The sequence below is a fragment of the Nitrospirillum goiasense genome (assembly GCF_034427435.1).
Taxonomy (GTDB): Bacteria; Pseudomonadota; Alphaproteobacteria; order Azospirillales; family Azospirillaceae; genus Nitrospirillum.
In genome coordinates this window covers 320388-344005 of the sequence record NZ_JAXQNP010000004.1, presented here as the reverse complement: position 1 = coordinate 344005, position 23618 = coordinate 320388, and the positions used below count along the sequence as shown (strand labels likewise).

The 23618-nt window shown below is 65.0% G+C and carries 19 protein-coding genes and 2 pseudogenes; 6 read left to right on the top strand and 15 right to left on the bottom strand.

Features of this window, described 5'->3' with window-relative positions; genetic code table 11:
- Positions 1 to 3: 3 nt before the first annotated feature.
- Both ULB03_RS23405 and ULB03_RS23400 read right to left on the bottom strand, forming a co-directional pair.
- A complete protein-coding gene (locus tag ULB03_RS23405; protein ID WP_322485490.1) occupies positions 4 to 2784 on the bottom strand; it encodes a TonB-dependent receptor in 2781 nt (926 codons plus the stop codon).
- Positions 2785 to 3111: 327 nt separating this feature from the next.
- Complete coding sequence (locus ULB03_RS23400; RefSeq protein ID WP_322485489.1) at positions 3112 to 4596, bottom strand: ATP-binding protein; 1485 nt, start codon at positions 4594 to 4596, stop codon at positions 3112 to 3114.
- Between the two features lie 326 nt (positions 4597 to 4922).
- Between ULB03_RS23400 and ULB03_RS23395 the strand changes: the two genes are divergently transcribed.
- Positions 4923 to 5618 carry a response regulator transcription factor gene (locus ULB03_RS23395; protein WP_322485488.1) on the top strand — a complete coding sequence of 232 codons (696 nt, stop codon included), beginning with the start codon at positions 4923 to 4925 and terminating at the stop codon, positions 5616 to 5618.
- A gap of 81 nt (positions 5619 to 5699) precedes the next feature.
- Here ULB03_RS23395 and ULB03_RS23390 read toward each other — a convergent pair whose 3' ends face one another.
- The 8 genes and pseudogenes from ULB03_RS23390 to ULB03_RS23355 all read right to left on the bottom strand — a co-directional run bounded on the left by ULB03_RS23390 (position 5700) and on the right by ULB03_RS23355 (position 13290).
- Positions 5700 to 6050 (bottom strand): hypothetical protein, encoded by a 351-nt coding sequence (locus ULB03_RS23390; RefSeq protein WP_322485487.1) that lies wholly within the window; start codon positions 6048 to 6050, stop codon positions 5700 to 5702.
- 145 nt (positions 6051 to 6195) lie between these two features.
- Positions 6196 to 7821, bottom strand: a complete 1626-nt coding sequence (locus ULB03_RS23385) for an outer membrane beta-barrel protein (protein ID WP_322485486.1) — start codon at positions 7819 to 7821, stop codon at positions 6196 to 6198.
- A 621-nt stretch (positions 7822 to 8442) separates the two neighbouring features.
- On the bottom strand, positions 8443 to 9300 hold the full coding sequence (locus tag ULB03_RS23380; protein ID WP_322485485.1) for an SDR family NAD(P)-dependent oxidoreductase: 858 nt from the start codon (positions 9298 to 9300) through the stop codon (positions 8443 to 8445).
- A gap of 1 nt (position 9301) precedes the next feature.
- On the bottom strand, positions 9302 to 9616 hold the full coding sequence (locus ULB03_RS23375) for a hypothetical protein (protein ID WP_322485484.1): 315 nt from the start codon (positions 9614 to 9616) through the stop codon (positions 9302 to 9304).
- 32 nt (positions 9617 to 9648) lie between these two features.
- Positions 9649 to 10680 (bottom strand): FAD-dependent oxidoreductase, encoded by a 1032-nt coding sequence (locus ULB03_RS23370; RefSeq protein WP_322486230.1) that lies wholly within the window; start codon positions 10678 to 10680, stop codon positions 9649 to 9651.
- Positions 10675 to 11597, bottom strand: a pseudogene (locus tag ULB03_RS23365) (oxidoreductase); the annotation flags it as partial. The pseudogene ULB03_RS23365 and the gene ULB03_RS23370, both read right to left, overlap by 6 nt.
- A gap of 71 nt (positions 11598 to 11668) precedes the next feature.
- Positions 11669 to 12865: a class I SAM-dependent methyltransferase gene (locus ULB03_RS23360; RefSeq protein WP_322485483.1), complete on the bottom strand. Its 1197-nt coding sequence runs from the start codon at positions 12863 to 12865 to the stop codon at positions 11669 to 11671.
- 68 nt (positions 12866 to 12933) lie between these two features.
- Positions 12934 to 13290: a hypothetical protein gene (locus ULB03_RS23355; protein ID WP_322485482.1), complete on the bottom strand. Its 357-nt coding sequence runs from the start codon at positions 13288 to 13290 to the stop codon at positions 12934 to 12936.
- A 343-nt stretch (positions 13291 to 13633) separates the two neighbouring features.
- On the opposite strand from ULB03_RS23355, the gene ULB03_RS23350 reads away from it, so the two are divergent.
- Positions 13634 to 14305: a hypothetical protein gene (locus ULB03_RS23350; RefSeq protein WP_322485481.1), complete on the top strand. Its 672-nt coding sequence runs from the start codon at positions 13634 to 13636 to the stop codon at positions 14303 to 14305.
- Positions 14306 to 14320: 15 nt separating this feature from the next.
- Complete coding sequence (locus tag ULB03_RS23345; protein ID WP_322485480.1) at positions 14321 to 15223, top strand: LysR family transcriptional regulator; 903 nt, start codon at positions 14321 to 14323, stop codon at positions 15221 to 15223.
- A 59-nt stretch (positions 15224 to 15282) separates the two neighbouring features.
- Here ULB03_RS23345 and ULB03_RS23340 read toward each other — a convergent pair whose 3' ends face one another.
- Positions 15283 to 16551 (bottom strand): MFS transporter, encoded by a 1269-nt coding sequence (locus ULB03_RS23340; RefSeq protein ID WP_322485479.1) that lies wholly within the window; start codon positions 16549 to 16551, stop codon positions 15283 to 15285.
- A 213-nt stretch (positions 16552 to 16764) separates the two neighbouring features.
- On the opposite strand from ULB03_RS23340, the gene ULB03_RS23335 reads away from it, so the two are divergent.
- Both ULB03_RS23335 and ULB03_RS23330 read left to right on the top strand, forming a co-directional pair.
- Positions 16765 to 18381: an FAD-binding oxidoreductase gene (locus tag ULB03_RS23335; RefSeq protein ID WP_322485478.1), complete on the top strand. Its 1617-nt coding sequence runs from the start codon at positions 16765 to 16767 to the stop codon at positions 18379 to 18381.
- A gap of 234 nt (positions 18382 to 18615) precedes the next feature.
- The gene (locus tag ULB03_RS23330) at positions 18616 to 19410 is read left to right on the top strand and encodes a GntR family transcriptional regulator (RefSeq protein ID WP_322485477.1); all 795 of its coding nucleotides are present in this window, start codon (positions 18616 to 18618) and stop codon (positions 19408 to 19410) included.
- Between the two features lie 400 nt (positions 19411 to 19810).
- Here the strand turns inward: ULB03_RS23330 and ULB03_RS23325 are convergent, their stop codons facing one another.
- From ULB03_RS23325 to ULB03_RS23315, 3 genes and pseudogenes are all read right to left on the bottom strand, one after another.
- Positions 19811 to 20233 (bottom strand): hypothetical protein, encoded by a 423-nt coding sequence (locus ULB03_RS23325; RefSeq protein WP_322485476.1) that lies wholly within the window; start codon positions 20231 to 20233, stop codon positions 19811 to 19813.
- Positions 20234 to 20243: 10 nt separating this feature from the next.
- Positions 20244 to 20435, bottom strand: a complete 192-nt coding sequence (locus tag ULB03_RS23320) for a zinc-binding dehydrogenase (protein ID WP_322485475.1) — start codon at positions 20433 to 20435, stop codon at positions 20244 to 20246.
- Positions 20436 to 20437: 2 nt separating this feature from the next.
- Positions 20438 to 21658 (bottom strand): annotated as a pseudogene (locus ULB03_RS23315) (IS256 family transposase).
- Between the two features lie 80 nt (positions 21659 to 21738).
- Between ULB03_RS23315 and ULB03_RS23310 the strand changes: the two are divergent.
- Entirely contained in the window at positions 21739 to 22011 is a 273-nt protein-coding gene (locus ULB03_RS23310) for a hypothetical protein (RefSeq protein WP_322485474.1), read from the top strand.
- A 181-nt stretch (positions 22012 to 22192) separates the two neighbouring features.
- Here the strand turns inward: ULB03_RS23310 and ULB03_RS23305 are convergent, their stop codons facing one another.
- Entirely contained in the window at positions 22193 to 23578 is a 1386-nt protein-coding gene (locus ULB03_RS23305) for a tetratricopeptide repeat protein (RefSeq protein ID WP_322485473.1), read from the bottom strand.
- Between the last annotated feature and the right edge of the window lie 40 nt (positions 23579 to 23618).

Genomic DNA, 23618 nt, shown 5'->3' with positions numbered 1-23618 from the left:
CACTCAGAACTGATAGGCGGCGGTCAGCGTGATGAAGCGACCGGTTTCCACGTAGGAACCGTTGCCGCCGCCATCCTGCGTGCCCAGGTACTGCGTGGTCTTACCCAGGGTTTTGTAGAACTGGACATTGTCCGTCAGGTTCTTGGCGGCCAAGGTCACCATCACGCCGGCGAAGGGATAGCTGACGCTGAAGTCCAGGCTCTTCACCGGCTGAAGGTAGGTGTCGAGGTTGTTGCTGGTCAGGCCCACCAGCTGCAGTCCCGTGTACTGGAAGGACAGGTCGGCCTTCAGGCCGTCCTTCTCATAGAACAGGTCGACGTTGTACATCAGCTCCGGCGCGCGCGGCAGCCAGGTGTCGCGGCCGAAGTGGTCGGGCCGCCGGCTGTCGGCGGAGCTGTGCTGCACCGTGACCGAGCCGCCGAGGCCGAAGCCGCCCCAAACGCCCGGCAGCTCCGTCAGCTTGCGGCGGGCATCCAAGGTCAGGCCCATCAGGTCGGCGTTGCCGCCGTTCTCATACTCGCTGACGACGATGCCGCCATTGTTGGCGGTGGCGACATTGGCGCTGGGCGCGGCGCCAGAGGAACTGGCGGCGTAAATGAAGTCGCGGATGGATTTATAATAGGCGTTGACCTCCACCACCATTTGGTCGGGCCCGTAATATTCGGCCGACAGGTCGTAGTTGGTCGCCTCCGACGGCTTCAGGTTGGGGTTGCCCTGGCTGATCCCGTTGATCTGGCCGGTGACGTCGTTGCGGGAAATGGTCACCGGGCTGGCGATCAGGCCGAACGCCGGGCGGGAGAAGGACTGGCGCACCGCAGCCCGGTAAACGAAGGCGTCGTCCGGTCGGTAGGTCAGGATCAGGCTGGGCAGGACCTCGCCATAATGGTTGGAACTGGTTTTCCAGGCGCCGCCGTCACCGTCCACCTGCCACTGCCGGCTGGCGAAATCGGTGTCCTCATAGCGCATTCCGACTGTCGCGCGCAGGTCGCGGTACTGGAAATTCGCTTCGACATAGGCGGCGTAGATATCCTCCGTCCCATACACCGTGTTGCGGATGTAGTCGTTGTAGGTGTAGGCGCCCGGATTGCCGGTCACCTTGCCGGTGCTGGGGTCCAGGCCATACTGGCTGGTGTATTTGTACGGCAGGGCGCCGTTCTCATAGGTGGAGCGATCCAGGACGCGGAACTGGCCAGCGTAGGTGCCATCCAGGAAGGACGACAGGTTGCGCCCCGCCAGCGCCTGCACCGTCGGGCCCGCCGGGTTGTAGTAGGGACGCACGGCGCCGCTGGAGTCCAGGATGACGAAGTTGTCGCCATTGTTGCCGAAGAACTGGTGCTGATACTGGTAGCGGTCGGACCGGCTGAGACTGAGCCCACCCCGGATATTGTCCAGAATGCCCTGCTGGACGCTGTAGTTCAGGTTCAGCTTGCCGCTGTACATGGTGTTTTCCTGGGCGCTGTCCGATCCCTGGAATTTCCACAGCCGGTCCGAGGTCTGGCTCAGGGCGTAGGCCTTGTCCGCCGGCGTGCCGTAGGTGACCTTGGTGGCGGCCGGATCGCTGAGGTCGAAGGAGGTGGTCCCGGTCGTGTCGACGGCGCCATAGGCGCTGCCTTCGACATAGTTAGGCCGTTCGATGCGGCTGTAGCCGTAGGAGAAATCATAGTCGGCCGTCAGCCGGTCCCAGACGTTCCGCCCACCGATCTTGGTGGTCAACAGTTCCTCATTCTGGTCGCGCAGTTGGAAATACGTGCCGGGCAGGATGCCCTGTTCGCTGAAGGTCGTGCCGTTACAGTAATAGCAGGTCTGGCCGCCGTTGATGCTGTGCTGGGTGTCGGTCCCCTTGACCTGGTATTTGGAATAAGAGCCCAGAATGTAGTAGCGCTGGTCCTGGTCCTGCTTATCCAGGGTGAAATTGCCGCCGTAGCGGGTGATTTGGTCCTCATAATAGTCGTAGCGCACGCCCGCCGCCGACAGGCCGTGGACCTTGGTGAAATCGGTCTGCGTCGCCTCTGACGCCAGGGTCGGCCCGTAGCCGGTGGCCTCCACGGTTTCGCCCGCCGTGCTCTTGCGGGTGAAATAGCCGGTGGCGTACAGGCCGATGTTGTTGGCGAAGCGTTGGGCCGTTTCGATCTGGCCGCCACCGCCCAGGGCATCGGCCCCGGTCTGGTGGGCCAGGTCGGCATAGTCGCCTTGCATCGTCACCTTGGTCATGGGACCGGCGAAGTCGAAGGCCGACGGGGTGCGGATGTCGATGGTGCCGCCGATGCTGTCCCCGTCCATGTCAACGGTGGGGGTCTTGTTGACCGTCACCGCCTGGATGCCATAGGGCGCGACCATTTTCAGCGACAGGGCACGGCTGTTGGGATCGGCCGCCGGCACCCGCACGCCGTTCAGCGTGTAGGCGTTGTAGGAGGAGTCGATGCCCCGGATGGAGACGTATTCCTGCTCCCCCGTCGCCGCCTGGCCCAGCCCCATGTCGCTGAACGCCGACAGGCCGGGCAGATGGGTGATGATGTCGACGATATTGCCGCCCGGGTGCTGCGCGATCTCCTCGGCCGACATGACGCTGGTGACGGCGGTGCTTTCCCGCTTTTCGTCCAGCGCCCGCTGGGTGCCGCTCACGCGCTCGCCCGTGACCAGCACATCGCTCATCGGCTGATCCGCCGGGGCGGCCCCGTCCGCCGCCTGCGCCATCGGCGCCACCAGCGCCAGCAGCACCGCACCGCTTACCGTCCAATGAAGCGCCTGGCGGCGCCCCGCGCCCACCCCACCAAAGCCGATCATCCCCTCGCTCCTTCATCATCGGCGCTGGCTGCGTTCGATGTGCGCCAGCTGTTGTTCGAAGGGGCTTGTCCGTTGTCTCCGTTTCAGTTTCGATGCGGGCCTGTGAACATTGCATAATGTATAACTTCCGATAGTTCGGCCGCCGCCCCTTATGCCCTTCGCTCATTTCCCTGCGGTTGAAGCCGGGGTAACGGCCGGAAATCTATGGCGGCAGATGTCAAGCAAGCGCCCTGCGCGCCCTCGACGGCCGCGGTGGCGGCCAGACGAATTGAGCATCGCCCGGATGAGCCGCCCGCCCCGGGCGATGCCCAGGACGGCGACGGGTTATCAAGAGGGGGTGCAGGCCGGCAACCACAGGCGGAACACCGCACCGCCGCCGGGCCTGTTATCGGCGGAAATGCCGCCGCCCATGGCCTGGGCGAACCCCCGGCATATGGCCAGCCCCAGGCCGGTGCCGGTCCGCTTGGCGTCACCAGCCCGCAGGCGGCTGAATTTGTCGAAAATCGCCTCCAGGGCATCCGGTGGGATGCCCGGCCCCTCATCCCCGATGCTGATTTCCACCAGCCCGCCTTGGGCCATCGCCGAAACGGCCAGGGCGGTGCCCGGCGGCGTGTGCTTCAGGGCATTGTCGAGGAGGTTGAACAGGATCTGTTCCATCAGCAGGTAGTCGGCCATGACCATGGGCAGGTCCGGGGCCACGGCGATGGCAAGCGGCCGCCCTGCCAGCGCGGCGCCCACCCGTTCCAGGGCGGCGTCCATCACATCCGACACATCCACCGCCTCACGCTTGCACCGCAGCCCGCCGGCCTCCAGCCGCGTCATGTCCAACAGGTTGCCAATGAAGCGGTCGAGGCGGTCCGCCTCTTCCTGAGCGCCGGCCAGCAGCTCCTGCCGTTCCGCAGGGCTGTTGGCCGCCTCCGGATCCAGCAACACGGAATGGACCCCCATGATGGTGGACAGGGGCGTGCGCAGATCGTGGGAAATGGAGGTGAGCAGCGCGTTGCGCAAACGCTCCGTCTCCGCCTGGGCTTGCACCTGCCGCACCTGCGCTGTCAGGCGCACCCGCTCCGCCGCGTGGGCGGCCTGATCGCCCAGGGAGCGCAACAGGTCGAACTCAGCGGGCAGAAAGGGCGATTTGGCCGGCCGGAAGACGGCCAACACCCCCAGCAGCACCCCCGACGCCCACAGCGGAACCAGGCACGCCCCCAGCTTGCACAGTGGCCGTGGCCGCAGGCCGGCCGCCTGCTCAGCCTGCCACTGCACCATCAGGTCCCGCAATTCAGCGTCCGACACCGCGCCGGACACCGGTTCGCCCCCGGTGATGATGTCGTCGGACCCCGACCACAGCAAGGCGGCATGACCGGCCAGCAGGCCGGCCACCTGCCGGGCGATGGTGCGGCTCAACGCCTCCGCCGTGTCGACGCTGGTGATCTCGCGGTAAAAGGCGAACAGCGCGGCCGTGGTGTCCGCCTGCGACTTGATGGTGGCCGTCTTGTTTCTGATCTGGGACACCAGATCGCTGACCACCACGGCCACGACGCAGAACAGCACCATGGCCACCAGGTCTTCCGGGCTGCCGACCTCAAAATGATAAACCGGCGGGATGAACAGGAAATCCCAGGCGGTGATGCTGAGGATGCTGGTCGCCAGGGACGGCCCCCAGCCATAGCGCAAGGCGCTGAAAACCACGGCGCTCAAGTAGATGGTGGCGAGGCTGGCGGGTGCCACCAACCGGTGCGCCAGGGACGCGACACCGGTGGCCACCAGCACCATGGCGAAACTGATGATGTAGGGCCCAAGCAAGCTCGGCAACCGCGCCAGCAATCTCCGAGGGGCTGCCGCAAATATCCGGGGGGCACCGGATGCCGCCACTGTTTCCACTTTTACTTGGGTATCGTCCATGTCATTCCCACATACGGGCCTTCCGTCTTCAACCGGCCCCAGACAATTTGCCGCGCCCAAAACAATCGCCCATCATTGCAATGGTGCGCGCGCTCCGCCATCACCATGAACGCGATCGCGCCCCCCCACTTGTCAACGAGTTCCTGAGCCACCCCCGGCGCTTTAGGCCCCGGCGAAGCCCCTGCCCCCCCCCCGGCCCCAGGAAAATTCGGCCCCAGGAAAATCCCAGCCTGACGATGTCCCTGAACCCCAGCATCCTCGCCATTGACGATGAGCCCCAGATCCAGCGCCTGCTGCGGCTGGGCCTCAGTGGCCACAACTTCAAGGTCACGGAGGCGCGCCTGGGCAGGGCAGCACTGGACAGGTTGGAAAAGGGCGGCTTCGACGCCGTCATCCTCGACCTCGGCTTGCCCGACATGAGCGGCTTCGAAGTCCTGGCGGAAATCCGCCGCACGTCGCCGGTGCCGGTGCTGGTGCTGTCCGTCCGCGACCATGAGGACGACAAGATCAAGGCCCTGGACCTGGGCGCCGACGACTATGTGACCAAGCCGTTCAGTGTCGGGGAACTGGCCGCGCGCCTGCGCGTCGCGCTGAAACACAGCTATCAGATGAAGGGAACCGAGGCCCGCCTGCGGGTGGGACCGCTGGAGATCGACCTGGTGGCGCACCGCGTCTATCGCGACGGGGTGGAGGTCCGCCTGTCACCGACGGAATTCAAAATTCTGCGGGTGCTGACGGAACATCGGGGCAAGATCCTGACCCACGACTTCATCCTGCGCAAAATCCGTGACGAGGCGGAGGCGCCCGTGGATCCGCAGTATCTGCGCGTCTATGTGCGGCAGTTGCGCCTGAAGCTGGGGGATGAGCCGGGCCGGGGCCGGCTCATCCGCACCGAGATGGGCATTGGCTATCGATTGACGGCCGACGTCTGACGGGCGCCATCTGACGGGCGATCACGCGTCCCCTGGCCCAGGTCCCCGCCTGGACAAGGGGGCGCGTCATCGGGTGACGTGTCACCGTTCAGAGCCCACCGGCACCAGACCCAACCGGGCCAGACGGTCCCGCATCACCGCGATCCGGCGCAAGGCTTCGCCGGTGGCGCCCCCGTCGCATGCGCGCGACGCCAATGCCAGCTGGTTCTTGAGAAAGGCGTAATCGATTTCCGAAACCTGGTGGTCCGCCTTCCCCACGACATAGATTTGGGCCGGCTTGGCGGGCGCCTGGAGCCCGGCCTCGTCCCACTGCCGGGTGACGGCGGCCAGGGGGGCGGCGCATGCCGCCTCTGGCTGGCCGGCCGACACCGAACTTCCCCAGGCGCATAGGCTCGCTATGGCGAAGCCGGCAAGGGGCAGCAACTTGTGCATGTCAGTCTCCGTTTTGTCGTCGGCGCGCGGCACTGGGCTCGTCCGCGCCGGGTGTCATGGTCAACGACCGCGAGGATGTGGTGGGGGCCGATGAGTGGCAGCGTCTTGCGCGCCGCCCTCTCGATCGCCCCACCCGTCGCTTTTTCTAGAAGTGCAGGATTACGTCCATGGCGCCCATGACCGTATATTTGCGGTCGGGGGCGATGCCGGCATTGGCGTTGCCATTGAAGGCGTTCACGCCCAGCGACCGGTCCCAGTCGATCTCGGGCCGGATCTCCACCTGGGGCGACCACCAATGCTGCCAACCCAGGCCCAGGTTGAAGTATTTCGCCTTCGTGCCCGTCCGCTGCCCCTGCTGGTCATCGAAGAATTCCGGCCGGAAGGAAATGTTGTCCCGGGGGGTGATCTGATAGTTCAGGTAGGCCACCGTGCCGATGGCGGTAGCGCGGCAGGTCAGCGCGTTGGGGTTGGAGCAATTGGCCAGCCCCGGCGCGTTATAGGGCATGTATTGCGGCGAGAAGGGCGTACCGCCGGCGGCATAGGCGGCCATGGCCGTGGGATTGTTCAGATTGGGCACGCCGTTCTGGTGCAGGTCATAGATTTCCCAGGACAGGTGCCACTTATCATCGAATTTATGGTAGTAGGTCACACCATACCACTGAAGGTTGTTGTATCCCCAGACGCCATTGTTGATGCCATTGGCGCAGGCATAGACATCGTCGTTGCCGCTGTCGGTGGTATAGCGGATACAGCCCGTCAGCGACGGCTTGGCCCCCGGATCCTTCAGGAAGGTGTTGCCGGGGTAGAGCGGGTTGGGGTCCGGATTCTTGACCTTCTCCCCCCAATGCCAGAATGGCGCCTCGGTGCCGATGCTGACACCTAGTTGCAGGAACAAGTTCTTCGTCGCGGCCAATGTGGCCTGCACGCCCTCGTTCGTGTAATTGTCGAAGGTATACGTCATCGAATGCGTATACATGTAATTGTTCGGCGCCAGCTGGGCCTCGATATCCGGCAGTGAGATATAACGCCCCGCGCGCAGCATCAGTCCCTGCGCCACTTGCGGGATGTACAGCTCCCCATACAGCATGGGGAAGTCGTAGCCGTTGACGTTGTTTTTCTTCAGAAGCTGATAGCTGGCGATGCCGTATGACGTCGTGTAGCGGTAATTCTCGCCATAGATGGCCGACAGCCGCATGCCCCAATCGATATGATCGGTCTGCACCGTGTCCGGGAAGCGGTCGAGATACAGGACGACCTGGTCCAACTGCACGGTGTTCGGCGTGTAGGCATAGGCGATGGGTGCGTTGCCACCGGGACGGACGGTGTTGCTGCTGACGTTGAAGCCGGCATTGACCCAGCCATAGAGCTGGAAATTGTGATCCTGCAGCCATTCGCCGGGCGCGGTGTTGCCCAAGGCGACCATAAGGGGGGAGTCAACCGAGTTCGGCCGGGTGACGCCCAGCGCGGTCGCGCCACCGTAAGGCCATTCGGTGAAGGGCATGGGCGGGGTCGACTGCGGCGTGGCCGGCCAGTCATCACGGCGGCTGGCCGGCGCATTGGGATCGGAGGGGGCGGCCGCCTGCCCCCATTCCAGCGCGTAGTAATTGCCCAGCCGCTCGAAGAAGCCGGTGCCCAAATATGCGTCCAGGCATGAATAGGTCGTGTAGGGATCGCACGAGGCCCCTGCCGATGCGGCACCGCCGGGCGTGGACGGGTCCGTGGCTTCACCCGCCAGGGCCGCTGACGACATCAGCAGCAGCGACGCAGGCACGGCCGTGGCAAGAAGCAGAGTCCGCGCTGACGCGCCCCGGGCGCGGCGGACAGGACCACCTTTGAACATTTCACACCAATCCATAGCTGAGTTACCCCCTTCGTCAATTGCCGCCTGCCCAGTCAGGGGCGAGCCTGACCGTTAGATATTTGACGCCCCTTTGCCGAACACTGGTTCACAGCACTCGCCACCAAGGCGAACAGACAGCAACTGCCGCGCAAATGCGACGGCGAGGGAAGATAACCGCAACGGGCGATAAAATTTCTATGGCATAGCCCCACTATATTTATAAGAACATGTTAGTGATTTTGCCTATTTTTAATTATTTCTCATTTATTAAAGAGCACGCAATTCCATCCCTGTTTTTTATTTTAAAAGAGCATTTAAACGCCCTATCCTTATAGGGCTTTTATAAATCAAGCCTAATCGCCAGAGCGATCCCATTGTTTATAAAAGATATTTCAGTAGATCTGCCTTTTATGGCCGGCAGCGGGGGCGCCCCATAATCATAAGCATTCGGCGAATGAAATGACGTGGTCCGGTGGCGCCCCAGGGCTAATCCTTCACCAGCGCGCGCGGCGGGTCTTGGACCGCATCGCGCCATCGCGGATGCGCTTGGCTCTAGTGATACTCCTCCCCGCCGCTGACGTTCATGGCCTCGCCCGTGATATAGGCGGCCTGGGCGGAGCAGAGGAAGGCGCAGGCGTTGGCCGTATCCGCCACCGCACCAGGGCGGCCCAGCGGGACGCGATCGCGCAGGCGCTGCCAATAAGTCTCCATGTCGACGCCGCGCCGGCGGGATAGCGTCTCACGCTGCCAGTCGCCCAGGTCGGTGGGGACGTGGTTGGGACAGATGGCGTTGACAGTGATGCCATGGCGGCCGAATTCGATGGCGGCCGAGCGCGTGAGACCGACCAGCCCATGCTTCGACGCGCTGTAGGCGGACATCAGGCCTATGCCGGACTTCGCCGCCTGCGAGGCGATGGAGACGATACGACCGCCCTGGCCGCGCTCGATCATCGCCGCTCCTGCATACTTCATGGCCAGGAAGGCGCCCCGGAGATTCACCCCCATCACCGCGTCCCAGTCCGCGACCGGCATCTCCGTGACCGCGCCGACCAGGAAGCCGATGCCGGCGTTATTGACCAGGACGTCCAACTGGCCGAAGGCCCCGACCGCCTGGTCCACCATGCCGCGCACCTCATCCTCGACACGAAGATCGGCGGCGACGCTAACGCATTCCACGCCCAGGCTGGTGACCGCGGCCCGCACCGCCGCCATCTCGTCGCCCATGGGCACACCCGTAGGCACGCCCGTGGGAGCGTCTGGCCGAGCGGTCGCGTCGGCCGCGACGTCGTGCAGGACGATGCGGCAGCCCTCCTCGGCAAGTCGTAACGCGATTGCCGCGCCCAAACCGCGCAGGCGTCCAGCACCGGTGACCAACGCCACCTTTCCGTTCAGGTCCGGGTAGCTGGGCATGTCAGGGCTCGATCCTGTCGCAGGCGACGAACAAGGGATTGTCGGCGAAGGCACGGAATTCCGCCGCCACCTTGCGCATGGTATCGGTCGCCACGTCGCCCCGGAAGCCGTCGGCGTCATCGACGCGGATAACCTCTATGTACTGATAGGGTGGCGCCTGATCGGAGCCGCGCACCTGGTTCAGCCGGAACAGGTCGAAGCCGCCGATGGATGGCAAGGCGCGCACGGTGGGCAGATCCGTTGCCTTGGCCCAGGTCTCATAGGCTGCGGGATCGGCGTCAGCCCTCAGGTTGAACAAGGCGATCAGGTAAGACATTGGATGGAGACCTCTTTCTAGACGACAGGGTTTCAGATGCGCATTCCGATGCTGTGGCCTTCCGACGTGGCGTTCAGAAGAAGGCGCGGCGCATAGGCGTCACCCACGAGATGCACGGCCAAGCCGGCGGCTTGCAGTGGCTCCAGCAGGGCTATGTTGGGGACGCGGGGCGTGGCGAAGGTGTGCAGCGCCACGTCGCCGATCCGGTGGAGCCCGCCGGTGAGCACATGGCGCAAGATGATCTCCCCCTCCTCGAAGGGGGAGGACGGGTCGGGGGCGTGGAAGGGCAGGATCTCGACGCCCCGCCCCAGCAAGCGACGGTATATGCCCTGGCGGTTAACCAGCGCCTCGGCGCCGGCGATGCGCTCCCGCGGGGTGGCCAACACCACCTTATCGAAGCGAGCCGCCAGGAATTCCGTCGCGGCATAGGTAAAGGCGGTGCCATCCTGGTCGAACACCACAGCCGTCCCCGCCTGCCGCGCGTTCACCCGGGCCAGCAGGGCGACGGCCTCGCGGATGTCGGGGAAATAGCCTTCGCCCCGATACTCCAGCGGCAAATAGCCGGGCCAGGCGGGGCTGGCGCCCGTCGCCAGAACCACGGCGTCCGGCTGCAACGCCAAGATGTCATCCAGGCTGGCGGTCTCCCCCAGCCGGAACCGGGCACCGTGCCGGTCCGCCGCCAGGCGCTGGTAGTCGTAGACGCTGCTGATGCCTTCCCCTCCCGGCAGGAAGGCCTGCAGCCGCGCCTTGCCGCCGACCTCCCCGCCCTGGCCGAACACCGTGACCTCGTGCCCCCGCGCGGCAGCCGTCCAGGCAGCCTCGAGCCCGGCCGGCCCTGCCCCCACCACCACCACGCGGCGCGACGGCCCGGCAAGGCGAGGCGGCGTCCAGTCGGCCTCATCCTCGGCACCGACACGGGGGTTGTTGTCGCATTGCAGCGCGCCGTGCGTGGCGATCAAGTGCCAGCAGGTATTGCAGGAAACGCAGTAGCGGATCTGCGCCTCGCGCCCCGTCCTCGCCTTGTTGGGCCACGCGGGATCGGTGACCAGCGGCCGGGCCAACATCACCAGGTCGGCCAGACCGTCGCGCACCAGGCGTTCGCCCTCATTGGGATCGGTGATCAGGCCCAGAGCGCCGATGGGCGTCCCCGGCGCGCTGCGCCCCAGCGCGGCGATCTTGGCGGCATAGGGCATGCGCGGGCCGTGGTTGTCCGGCAAGTGCCAGTCCAGGGTGTCGGCGTGGGAACCCCAGCAATAGGTGATGTAGCTGGCGGCACCGGTGGCGTGCACCAGGGCGGTTACCGCCGCCGACTCTTGCATGCCGATGCCGCCAGGCAGGCCATCCTCGCCCGGCAGCTTGACCCCGACCAGGAAATCCGGACCGCAGTGCCGCCGCAGTTCCCGCAGCAAATCCGTCAACAGGCGGGCGCGTCCGGCCAGGTCGCCGCCGTAACGGTCCTTCCGCTGGTTGGACAGGGGGAGAGGAACTGATGGAAGAGGTGGCCATGGCCGGCTGAAACCTCCACCCCGGCGAAGCCGGCAGCCTTCAGCAGGCCGGCGGAGCGGACGAATTCCTCAATCACGCCCTCGACCTCGCCGGTCGTCAGGGCGTGCGCCACCGTCCAGGAGAGATCGTCAGGCAGGGCGGAAGCGCTGATCAGCCGGCCAACGCGCCCGTCTTCATGCCGCCCGCGGCCCGGATCCTGGATCTGGCCGATCAGGCCGCATCCCTCGGCCTCCACCGCCGCGGCCCAGCGCGCCAGGCCATCGGCGTTCACCCCCGACAGCACCTCCACCCGCACGCCGTTGAGCTGCCGCGACAGCACGGCAAGCGGCTCGGTTACCGTCAAGGCGGCACCACCGCGCGCGCGGTTGACGTGATAGGCGATCAGCTTGTCCGTGACCCGCCCCCGCTCCTGGAAGCGGGTGGTCGTCGAGGCATGGACGATGCGGTTGCGCAATGTCCGGTGCCCGACACGCACAGGCGAAAAAGGTGGGGGTAGGCCGTGTCGACGGCCTGCCCCCCTGATACTGTGGAGCACTCATCCGCCGTTCAGCTCGACTTGCGCGCGCCAAAGACGAACCAGCCGCCGCGCCCATGAGGCGGCGCCTCGATTTCGCCATTCAGGAAGGCGGGATACCGATCCATGTCGAAACTGGTGACGTCAGGAATGGTCAGTTCGAATGCGCTGTCACGGGGGAAGCCCGCCGCCACCACCAGTTCAGTCGGGTCCTGCGACCGGTAATCGCGGTAAAATGGTTCGTTGTTGTGTTCCGTGTCCCAGTCGTAGGCGAAATTCATGAAAGCGTCGCAGGCCTTGTGCGGCGGCAACTCCATAAAGACCAGGAGGCCGCCGGGAGCCAAGAGGCGAAAGGCTTCTTTCAGGATCTGGTGCGTCACAGGGACCGGCACCTCATGAAGGAAGAAGCTGGACACCACCAGGTCGAAATGGCCGTCCGGGAAATCGGTGTGGGCGGCGTCCTGCTGGCTGAAGTGGATGGCCACGTCCTCGAATTCGGCCTTGGCGTGGCCATAGCGCAAACCGGGGGCCGCCACGTCGATGCCGTGGGCCTCCAGGCCGGGAAATGCCTTGGGATAGGCGATCAGGTTGGCGCCCGACTGCGTCGCCATGTCCAACATGCGACGAGGCGCGAACGTGGGATACCTGGCCTGCAGCCAATAAGCGATGGACTGGCCGACGCCAGCGAAGTTGCGCGCCTTGGTAAGGCGGGTTTTGCCGGCGATCGGGGACAGGCCCCGCCCCAACAGGACGCCCTGGGCCACGTCGTCGTCCACGAATTCGGAATGGTAGCTGCCAGCCGCCAGATGCACGTCGTAGTCCGTCATATAGCTGGGAACGACGAGATCGGGATTCAGGCGCAGCGACCCGCCAGCGGCATTGGATAGCGCCGCCGACCGGGCGACCTCAATCATGGCGGGCAAGGCACGCTCCACCGCGGGCTGACGGGCCAGCGGCCCCATCTCCTGCGCGTTGTAACGGATGGAGCTGTAGAATTGGTAGAATGGATCGCCCTTCATAGCGTCGGCGATCTCCACCCCCGTTTCCGGAGCGCGTCCGTGCTGACGCTCATACACCGGCTTGACGTTGCGTTCATACGCGATGCGGCAGTCGAACCGCAGCCGCAGCATGGCGTGGGTGTGGATGGCCGCCACCGCGCGTTGCCGCGCGAATTCATCGTGGGTCGGCACCAAGAGGCTATCAATATCCGGAACCGTGTTCGTCGCCATCGCCTTCATCCTGATCCGCTAGTCCTAGACTGTGTGCCGCGCCCGTCGAGCGGCATTCAGGCGTCGCCTCACCGCACCTCTGGTTCGGCCCCCGACGGCTCGTGAAGACGCAGCACCCGCTCAACAAAGGCCGCGCGGTCGGCCGCGCGCTCCGCCTCAACCTCGGGCGGCGGGATCAGAGTCCGCAACTCGGCCCGGCTGATGCCGCCCTTATCCTCCAGTGCCCGCTCCAACGTGTCCTGGCGATCGCGCAAGACCATGACCTCGGTCATCAGCTCCATGAAAAAGGTCATCATCTGATCCATGGTCGGATCGTCGAAGAAATGGGATCGCTGGCCCTTGATCACGCGGGGAAGAATACGCTCTCCCGCCGCCGGCAACGGGGCCGCGGCACTGACGCCGCCAGAAGCCCTCACATCGGTCATGCCCTGCCTCCGCGTTGTTTTCTGTGGCTATCGGACGGGAATGCGCGTCGGGAAAGCCACTGCCCCTTGTCCGGGTAGGCAAACGGTAACGGCTGGCCACCGCCGCCGTCCCACATCCAATTGTCCTTCTCAACAACACCGATATGTGGCCCGCCCCGACGTCCACCAGCCGGACACGGTGAAGGTTTGTGATGGTTGCGCCCCTGCGTTTGGGGGAAATCGCCCTCAGCGGCCAATATGTCTGGACAAATGGCGGCGCCAATCATGCGCCTGGAAGCCGTTGGACAGGGCCGCGCACCAAAAAGGTCAATCGGGGGCACAGCACGTCATGGAATTCTTAGGCATGTACCTGGATACGCATCTGGTCCTGAAATGGTTGCACATCATCGCGATGGCCTACTGGCTGGGCGGTGAGTGGGGCGTATTCAACGCGTCGCGCCCCATTGTCGATTCCAGCCTGTCGCTGGACGAACGGCGGCGCCACATGGAAACAGCCTATCGCATCGACATCATCCCGCGCACCGGCATCATCCTGCTGCTGCCGCTGGGCCTGCACATGGGCCACAATCTGGGCGTCCAGCCGCTGGGCGGGCCGTGGCTGGTGGGCATGTGGATCTTCGTCGCCTTTTGGGTCGCGCTGGCCCTGTCGGCCTTCTTCAAGCGCGGAACGGACATCGGCATACGCCTGACCAAGATCGACGAGTCCATTCGCTACGTCGTCATCCCGGCGCTGTTCATCACCGGGGTGTACAGCCTGGCCACCGGCGGGCCGCTCACGGCCTATTGGTACGCCGCCAAGGTGACCCTGTTCTCCGGCCTGCTGATCATTGGGCTGATCCTGCGCTACGTCATGCGCGACTGGGTCATGGCGTTCCGCCAGTTGGTATCCGGCGGCCCGAACCCGGCCATAGAAGCGCGCCTGACCGCCATCATGTCCTTCTCCCGCAAGCTGGCCTACGTATATTGGGTGGGCATCATCAGCATGGCGTTTCTGGGCACGGTCAAGCCCTTCTGACCTGGGGCGGTCGTCATGGAACTGCGTGACCTGGAGTACTTCCTGGCGGTGGTCGATACGGGTAGTTTCACCGTCGCCGCACGCCGCCGGGGCCTCAGCCAGCAAGCCCTGTCCAAAAGCTTGGCACGGCTGGAGGACGAGTTGGGCGTGGTGTTGCTGGAACGCACGCCCAAGGGCGTCATGGTGACCCGGATGGGGGACTCCCTGCTTCAGCACGCCCGCACCATGCTATCCGAGGTCGCGGTATTCCGCCGCGACCTCGACGTGGCGTTAGGCCGAAGCGCCAACCGCTTCGCGTTGGGCATGAGCCCGGTGGCCTCGGCCGGGATCGGCGCCAGGGCCGTCATCCGCCTGCAGCGCCGCTATCCCCAACTGCGCATGCGGATAGAGGGCGGGGTGAAGGCCGACTTCACCCGCCTGCTGCTGTCGGGCGACCTGGAACTGGCGGTCACCACCGGCACGGAAGACGTGGATCCCCAGATCATGGTCACCGCCATAGGGCTGGAGCGGTGGCTGGTGGTGGCGCGGCGCGGCAACCCCATCCTGACCAAAGCGCGGTCAATCGGCGACCTCGCCGGCGCCGACTGGCTGTTCGGCAAGTTGCCGGATGATCTGGACCTGTCGGTCGATCAGGAATTCGCGGCCGCGGGTCTGGAACCCATCCAGGCGCAGATCAGCACCGTCTCCATCCCCTTCGCGCTGTCCATGCTGGCGGCGACGGACCTGTTGGCCCTGCTGCCGCAGTCGCTGGTGACCGACCATCCCGGCCTGATGGGGCGCGACCTGGCCCAGGGACGTTGGACCACGCCGCTGATCGCCATGCGCCGCCGCCGCGCCGCCATCTCCCCCGCCACAGCCGATCTCATGGATATCCTGAAGGACGAGGCGCAGCGCCTAGCCAGCGACGCCTTTCCCTGACTTGGAAGCGACGCCCCGGCGCTCGCTTCCAAGTCAGACGCGGATGGACGCCGCCCGCGTCATGAGCCATGAACGGGAACCGGCTGGGCCGGCCTGATGGCCGGCAGGCTCACCGGATATGGCCCCAGAAGCAACAGCAGGGCGGCACCGCCCAAGAACATGACGGCCGCCGCCGCCAGGATGGGAACGTAGCTGCCCGTCGCGGAGAAGACGTAGCCATAAATGGGGGCCGATATGGCGGCGCCGCAGCCGAACGCGGCGTACAGCATGCCGTAGATGCGGCCATAGAAGGCCATGCCGAAATAGCGTCCCGCCAGGTAGGAGATCATGTCCGCCTCGGCCCCCGCCGCCCCGCCCAGCAGGATGGCCGCCAGGACAATCAGGCCGGTCGACGTCGTGTCACTGATGAAGATAACGCACCCTAGGGCCGGCATCGCCAGCAATGGAAAGGCGGCCACCGGCGCCCAGATGCGGTCCACCAGCATGCCGGCTCCGACCCGGCCGACAATGATGGCCAACCCGACGCAGCCCGCGATCAGCGCGCCGGTCTCGCGGCTCAACCCTTTCAGGCGCGCCATGTTCTGCAGGTTGGTGTGAAAGCCGCCATAGGCGATGGATATCACCAGAAAGGCCAGCATCATGATCCAGAACCGGCGGTCGCGCATGGCCTCGACCAGGGTGACACCCGTCCTGTCAATCGACGCGCCGCCGCCCGCCAGGGCCGGCACCTGGCCTGCCGCCGGTTCGCGCATGAAGGACCAGACCACCGGCAATGCCACCACCACCGGCAGCAGGGCAAGGGCGGCATAGGCCCAGCGCCACCCCCAGTGCTGAATAAGGAAGACGGCCGTCGTTGGCAGGAAGAAAGCGGCGAGCCCCGTGCCGGTCAGCATGATCCCCAGCGCCATGCCACGACGGCGCACGAACCAGAGATTGACCGCCCGCGACCAAGTAATGGGTGTCGACCCGATGCCGACGACACCGATCAGCAGATAGCCGGCATAGAACATCGCCAACGACCCCGTCAGGCCCAAGGCGGCGAAGACGACGGCGAAAGCCACCAGGGACAGGAGGCCCACGACCCGGGCGCCATAGCGGTCCGCCAGCGCGCCCACGACAGGCGCGCATAGGCATCCCGAGAGGCCGAAGCACATGACAGCCGTCATGATGGCGCCGGCGTTCCAGCCGAATTCCTGCCCCAGCGGCTGCAGGAACGACCCGATGGTATTGTAGGGTAACGGGGATGCACCGCACATGGTGCCCAACAGCGCCGCGAGAAGCACGCGCCAACCCCGGGTGAATTCGCCCCGACCCGCTTTATCCATCATACCCCCAATTCCTACGTCCGACGGGCTGCGACCTGATCCGGCCGTCACCGCCGCCAAAACCGAGAGTGGCACCAAGCGGGGACAAGGCGCTGGTCGCAGCACCAGCCGGACCACTGTGCGGACAAGCGCGCCGGAACCTGTCCGTCGCGCGGGGGGATGGCCGCACGATGGCACCAACAGACATTCGACGGGAAAACTGGGGGCCCAGCCATCATGGCGATGAATCGCACCGATACCGCCCTGTCCGATGGGATGCGGACGGACATCCAGTCGCTGGCGCGCGACTTGGCCGCCATTGTCGGCGGCGACCACGTCCATGACGACAGCGCCACCCGCACCTTTCATTCCCAAGACATCTATACCCGCGCCGCCGAAACGGCGGCCCTGGTCGTGGCACCGGCCGATACGGCCCAGCTGGCGGCCGTGGTCGCGGCCTGCGCCGCCGCCGGCCACCCCTGCACCCCCCGCGGCGGTGGGATGAGCTACACCAAGGGGTATCTGCCGACCTCGGCCGCAACGGTGATGCTGGACCTGGGCCGTATGGATAAGGTCTTGGACGTCCGCGCCGACGACATGGTCGTCACCGTGCAGGCCGGCTGCACCTGGAAGACGTTGAATGACACGTTGGCGCCACTGGGCCTGCGTACGCCCTACTGGGGGCCCCTGTCCGGGCTGCTGTCAACCGTCGGTGGGGGCCTGTCCCAGGGCAACGCCTTCTTCGGCGCCGGGCACCACGGCACCAGCAGCGAGAGCATGGTAGCGCTGACCCTGGTGATGGCCGATGGCCGCATCCTGCGCACGGGCGCACGGGGCGCCGACGGCGACAGCCCCTATTACCGATTCTATGGGCCGGATCTCGCCGGCATCTTCACAGGCGACTGCGGCACGCTGGCCATCAAGGCCGAGATCACCCTGCGCCTCATCCCCCTGCCACAGCACGAGGCCTATGCCTCCTTCTCGTTCAAGACCGATAGCGACATGTTCGCGGCCATGGCCGCCATCACCCGCGCTGGCATCGCCTGCGAGATCTGCGGCTTCGACCCCCGGCTGACCCGTATCCGTCTGAAGCGGGCGTCGCTGGCCGCCGATCTGGGCGCCCTGAAGAACGTGGTGGGCAAGCAGTCGACCCTGCTGGGGGGGCTGAAAGAGGCGGCGAAGATCGCGCTGGCCGGCCGGGGCTTCATCGATGACGGCGACTACGCCTTGCACATCGTGTGCGAAGGCCGGTCGGCCGCCGGCGTGGCCGACGACCTGGCCGCAGCCCGCGCCATCGCCGCCCGCCACCAGGGACACGAGGTGGAAAACACCATCCCTAAGGTCTTTCGGGCGCAGCCCTTCGTCGCCCTCAACGCCGTGCTGGGGCCGGGCGGCGAACGCTGGGCACCGATCCACGCCCTGACACCCCTTTCCCGTGCCCACGAGATCTTCACCGCCATGGAGGCGGAGTTGACCTCGATGCGGGCGGAGCTGAACGATCATAAGGTGGAGCACGCCTACCTCTTCACCGCCATGTCCACCAACGCCATCATCATCGAGCCCGTCTTTTACTGGCCCGATGCCCTGCTGGAGGTGCATGAGGCGGTGGTGGAGTCCAACCACCTGGCCAAGCTGACGCGCAACCCACCCAATCCAGCCGCGGCGGCCATGGTGGAAAAGGCGCGGCAGCGCCTGCTGGCCCTCTTCCTGCGCAATGGTCTGGCGCACTTCCAGATCGGCCGCACCTACCCCTACCTGCCCTCACGCGATGCCGCCAGCATCGACCTCCTGCGTGCCTTGAAGGCCGCCTTGGACCCGGCACACACCCTGAACCCCGGCGCCCTGGGGTTATAGGGCGGGCAGCCATAGGGCGGGCTCCCCGCCCGCCACACCTATGCCGACGGGCACTGTTGGGCGCTGGGATGCGGCCGCTCCAGCACATGTCCGCCGCGTTTGACATATAATTCCAATAAAAATCTAAAAACCAAATAATATGCCTATTGCTGGCCTCTGAAATTCTTGTCCTCAACCGGCTGAAGCGCCTTGGCCAAAAACAACCTCGCCACCAAACCGCAGCCGACGGGATACATGGACCATTCCCCACCCGACACAGGCCTGACCCCGGACCAGTTGGACCACACGGCGCCCACGCCGCTGTACCATCAGGTTTTCCTCCTCCTGCGGCAGAAGATCCGTAATGGGGAGTTCCCGGCCAACTCGGTCATGCCGGGGGAGCAGGAGCTGGCCAAGCTGTTCAACGTGTCCCGCGTCACCGTGAAGCGCTCGCTGAATGAATTGGCGGCGCACGATCTGGTCAGCCGCCATCGCGGCCGGGGCACGGTGGTGACGGCATCGGCCACCCTGCCCCAGGTCCACGGCAGCTTCGACAACCTGATCGAAAGCCTGAAGACCATGGGCCTCGAAACCGAGGTCGAGGTGCTGGACGTCACCGAACTGGGGTCGCCGCCGGCCGTCGCCGCCCTGCTGGACGTGGAGGCGGGGACGCCGGTGCAGCGGGTGGTGCGCCTGCGCAAGCTGGCGGGCGAGCCCTTCTCCTACATCGTGCAGTTCATGCCGCTGGACATCGCGGCCGGCATCAGCCGCACGGACATGGAAACGGTCCCCACCCTGGTCTCGCTGGAGCGTATCGGCTTCGCCCCGAACGAGGCGGAACAGTGGATCACCGCCGTGGCCGCCGAGCCGCCCGTGGCCACCGCCCTGCATATGGCGCCCGGCGCTCCGATTTTGCGCATGGAGCAGGTGGTCAGGGACAAGAGAGGGCGGGGTGTGCAGATCATCCACGCCAACTACCGGCCCGACTGCTTCAAGTACCACATGCGCTCGGGCCGCAAGGCCATCGGCGGCTGGAAATCCGAAGGATGATCAAAACGCCGCCCGGCTTCGATTGAACCCAATCATGTCCCAGCGCGTAACAGGCGCCCCGCGATTTTGGTCTCCGGCGTGTTGGCCGGCACGCTCATGCTGCGACTGTGCGTACAAAAAACGCCGTCAGGGGCTCAATCTCCACGGACGGTATCTTCACCTGGCGCTGTCGGCAACAACCGACACACCGTCAGCCAAATCGTCAACCGCGAGGCTAGCCCCGCGATCGACCTTGATCGGTGTCGGCGGATTATTTAAGCGTTTTCAGTTCGTTATGTCGTACTTTCGCATACTGCCGAACGCTGGTGCGTAAGCAAAAACACGAGGTAGGCCGCCTTATAAATCACGTCCCCGGTCTGGCATGACCATCGCGTCGCCACATCGACAGGCAGAGTTCCCCCTACAACGTCCTATCGACTATCTCGTCATGTGTCGCGACCAGCACCGTTGCGATCGGTGACAGGTCCCCTTCCACCCTCATCGCCCCCGTCCTGACCGCCTCCGCCCGCACGACATCAAATCGGGGATCGCCGTTGCGCAGCAGGTTCAGCGCCCTGGCCGCACTGGCAGTCACTTCGATGGTGGCGTCCCCGTACTCGTGCCGGACGACGCCGACCCGAAAAGTGGCGATGCCGTCGCGGATGTCGATGCGTATGCCCTGAGTGAGGCCGCTGGGAAGCGGCTCTCCGTCGACATAACGTTCGATGAGCGTCCAGTCTGGGAGTTTTCCCGCGCCGCCACGGTTCATCGCATCGCAGAGCACCGTTCCGACCATCCCGAACCAGTCGGCTGTGCCTTGGACGTGGCTGGGGTGCTTGGTCATGTCAGCCCCGTCAGTCGACGGTCAGGGCGATCTTGCCCTGCAGGTTGCCCTTGGCAGCATGTTCGTGCGCCTGGCGCGCTTTGGCGAGGGGAAAGCTGCTGTCGATGACGATGCGGATGGTGCCGTCATCCAGCAGCGGCGCGATTTCGGCGAGCTGCGCCGGGACTGTCAGGAATTTCGTGCTCGGTGGGGTCGGTTTCACAATCAGGCGCTCATCGCCTTTGAGAACCGCTCACCGAACATGACGGCCATCTGGGCCTTGGCCGCTGTCCATTCGCGCGGTGGCATTTTCTAATCTTTCTCCGCCCGGTTCAAGACCAGGAACAGCAGCTTCAGGGCCGCCTCGTCATTAGGGAAGTGCCCCCTGGCGCGGACCGCCCGGCGCAGCTTGGAATTCAGCGCCTCGATGGCGTTGGTGGTGTAAAGGATCCGCCGGACCTCGCGCGGGAAGGCGAAGAAGGGAATGACCTCCTGCCACGCTCGGCGCCAGGCCTTGCCGATTGCGGCGTGTTTTTCGCCCCAGGGGCCGACCTCGAAGGCGGTCAACGCGGCCTCGGCCGCCTTGTCGTCCACGGCGTCGTAAATTGTCTTCAGGGCACCGGCGATGGCCTTGCGATCTTTCCAGGAGGCGAACTCCATGCTGTGGCGCAGCAGGTGGACGATGCAGGTCTGCACGATGGTCTCGGGATAGGCGGCAGCGATCGCTTCGGGGAAGCCTTTCAGGCCATCGACCACGGCCAGCAGAATGTCTTCAACGCCCCGGTTCTTCAGTTCGTTCAGGACCCGCAGCCAGAACTTGGCGCCTTCGTTCTGCTCGATCCAGAGGCCCAGCACTTCCTTGGTGCCGTCGGCCCGCACGCCGATGGCAACGTGGATGGCCTTGTTACGCACCAGGCTCTCATCCCGGATCTTCACCCGGATGGCATCCAGGAACACCAGCGGGTAGATCGCCTCCAGCGGTCGGTTCTGCCAGGCCGTCACTTCCTCGATCACCGCGTCCGTGACTGTCGAGATCAGGTCGGCCGATACCTCGATGCCGTAGAGTTCCCGCAGGTGCCCCGCGATCTCACGCGTCGACATGCCCCGTGCGTACATCGAGATGATCTTCTCGTCGAAGCCCGGAAAGCGCCGCTGGTACTTGCCAATCAGTTGCGGATCGAACGTCGCCGTCCGGTCCCGGGGTATGGCCAGCTCAACCGGGCCACCATCCGTCAGCACCGTCTTGCGGCCATAGCCGTTGCGCCGGTTGCCGCCATCATCATCCGCAAGATGGTGATCCAGTTCCGCCTTCAAGGCGCGTTCCGTCAGAGCCTTCTTCAACTGCTCAAGCAGGCCGTTCTGTTCAAACGCCGTCTTGGCATCCGCCCCGGCCAGCAACTGGTCCAGGATCGCGTCGGGGATAACTGGCTCTTTGCGTCGGGCCATAGAGGGTCTCCTTCTTCCTCATTATGACCCCACCGAGCACGAAATTCCTGACAGTCCCGCCCCCGGTTCTTCACCCGAGCATGGCGCTGGTCTATCGGGAGCGGGTTGCCGCCCTGCATGACGCCCTGCAACAGCAAGAGACACGCCCCCGGGCTGCCGAGCTGATCCGGTCGCTGATCAGCCGCATCGTCCTGACTCCGGCGGACGATGGCCTTCGGGTCGATCTGCACAGCGATCTCGCCGGCATCCTCGCCGTCGCCGCGAACGGCACCGCCAAGCCCGGAACAGCGAACAGCCCGCGCTCTTGCGAGGCGGGCTGTTCGGATGACTTGCTGTTGCAGGCGGCGGCGTGAAGAACTGGTAAACAGTTGATTCCTTTCCGCTGCTCGTTTCATAGGAGGTCGCCATCACTGTCGAGGTCCTTAATCGCATATTCGACCTCGGACGCCCAAACCCCGTCGGCGCCGCCTAATCTTTAACGGGGATAGGATGACCTCTTGCCCGTCTCGCCTCGCTGCAACACGCCGCCCCACGTCACATCCTCATAATCCCCGTGCGTAACGTCAGTTCCGCAGAGGCGCCATCGAATACATGCTCCCAGTCGCCTTCCGCACGGGGGCGGAACAGGCGCATGGAGGGGTACCAGGGACAGTCCGTGCGATCCAGCAACCACAGCCAATGGGCCACGTGGCCCAGAAGCACCCAGACCTCCTTACCCATGGCGCCCGTTAGATGGGCGACGGAGCTGTCGGTCATGATCACCAGATCGAGGTGATGGATGGCGGCGGCCGTATCCGCGAAGTCACCCAGGTGAGGCGCCAGATCGATGATGGGGCCGCCTCGCGGCAGGTCGTGCAGCGATTTCTCCGGCGGGCCCTTCTGTAGGCTGTAAAGCTGCACGCCCGGCTGGGCGAACGCCTGGAAGAAGCCCAGCAGCGGCCGCGCCCGCTCCCCATTGCGTTTGAAGGTGGTGCTGCCGGACCAGACGATGCCGACCCGCAGACGGCCATCGGGTGGGCCAAAAATGGACGCGAACTTGGTGATGCGATCCGCTGGCGCTTTTAGATAGGGCTTGGCCGGAATGCTGCCGAAATCCATGGTGAACAAGCCGGGCAGGCTGCACAAGTGGGCATGGTAATCGGCCTCCGGCAGCGGCGCCCCCCAGGGAATGAATTGATCGGCCACCCCCAAGTCCGCCAGCAAGGGAATGATCTCCTTCTGGCACTCCACAATGAGTTCGCCCCCCAGCGCCTTGACCCGCGACAGGTAACGCGCCACCCACAGGGTATCGCCGAATCCCTGCTCCGCCAGTAACAACAGGCGCTTGCCACCGTAAGGGCTGCCGTCCCACTTGGTGCTCTTGAGATTTTCGCGAATGGGCACTTGGCCACTGATCAGACGGACCTCGTAATCCGCCCAAGCCGGACGATAATTGCCGAAGTAAAGATAACTGCGCCCGCGGTCCCAGCGCGCCTTATGAAAATCGGGATTGAGGTCCAACGCACGGCTGAAAGCGAGCACCGCGGCGCCGTGGTCGCCTGCCTCGGCCAACGATGTCCCCAGATTGTGATGCAGCAGCACATCATTGGGCGCCAATTCGATGGCACGCTGGTGGGCGTCGACGGCGCTCTTCAGATATTTCAACTTGGTCAGGGCATTGCCCAGGTTGGTCCAGATGCCAGAGCCGCGCGGGTTCGCCGCCAGGGCATCGCGGTAGCACCACAGAGCATCCAGGTGCCGCCCCATCTGCGCGAACATGACACCGCGGGCGTTTAAAAGATCGCCATGGTGGCCGTGATGCGCGATGGCCGCCGCCAGGATCACCTCGGCCTCCGCATACTTGCCAGCGTCATGCAAGGCCGTTGCTTGGCTCAGCGCCTCCGGAATGGTCAGCACCGCCGTTTCCACCGTATCCGCCACTCTTTCTCTCTTTGTTCCTTAGACTGACCAACTTTTTGAC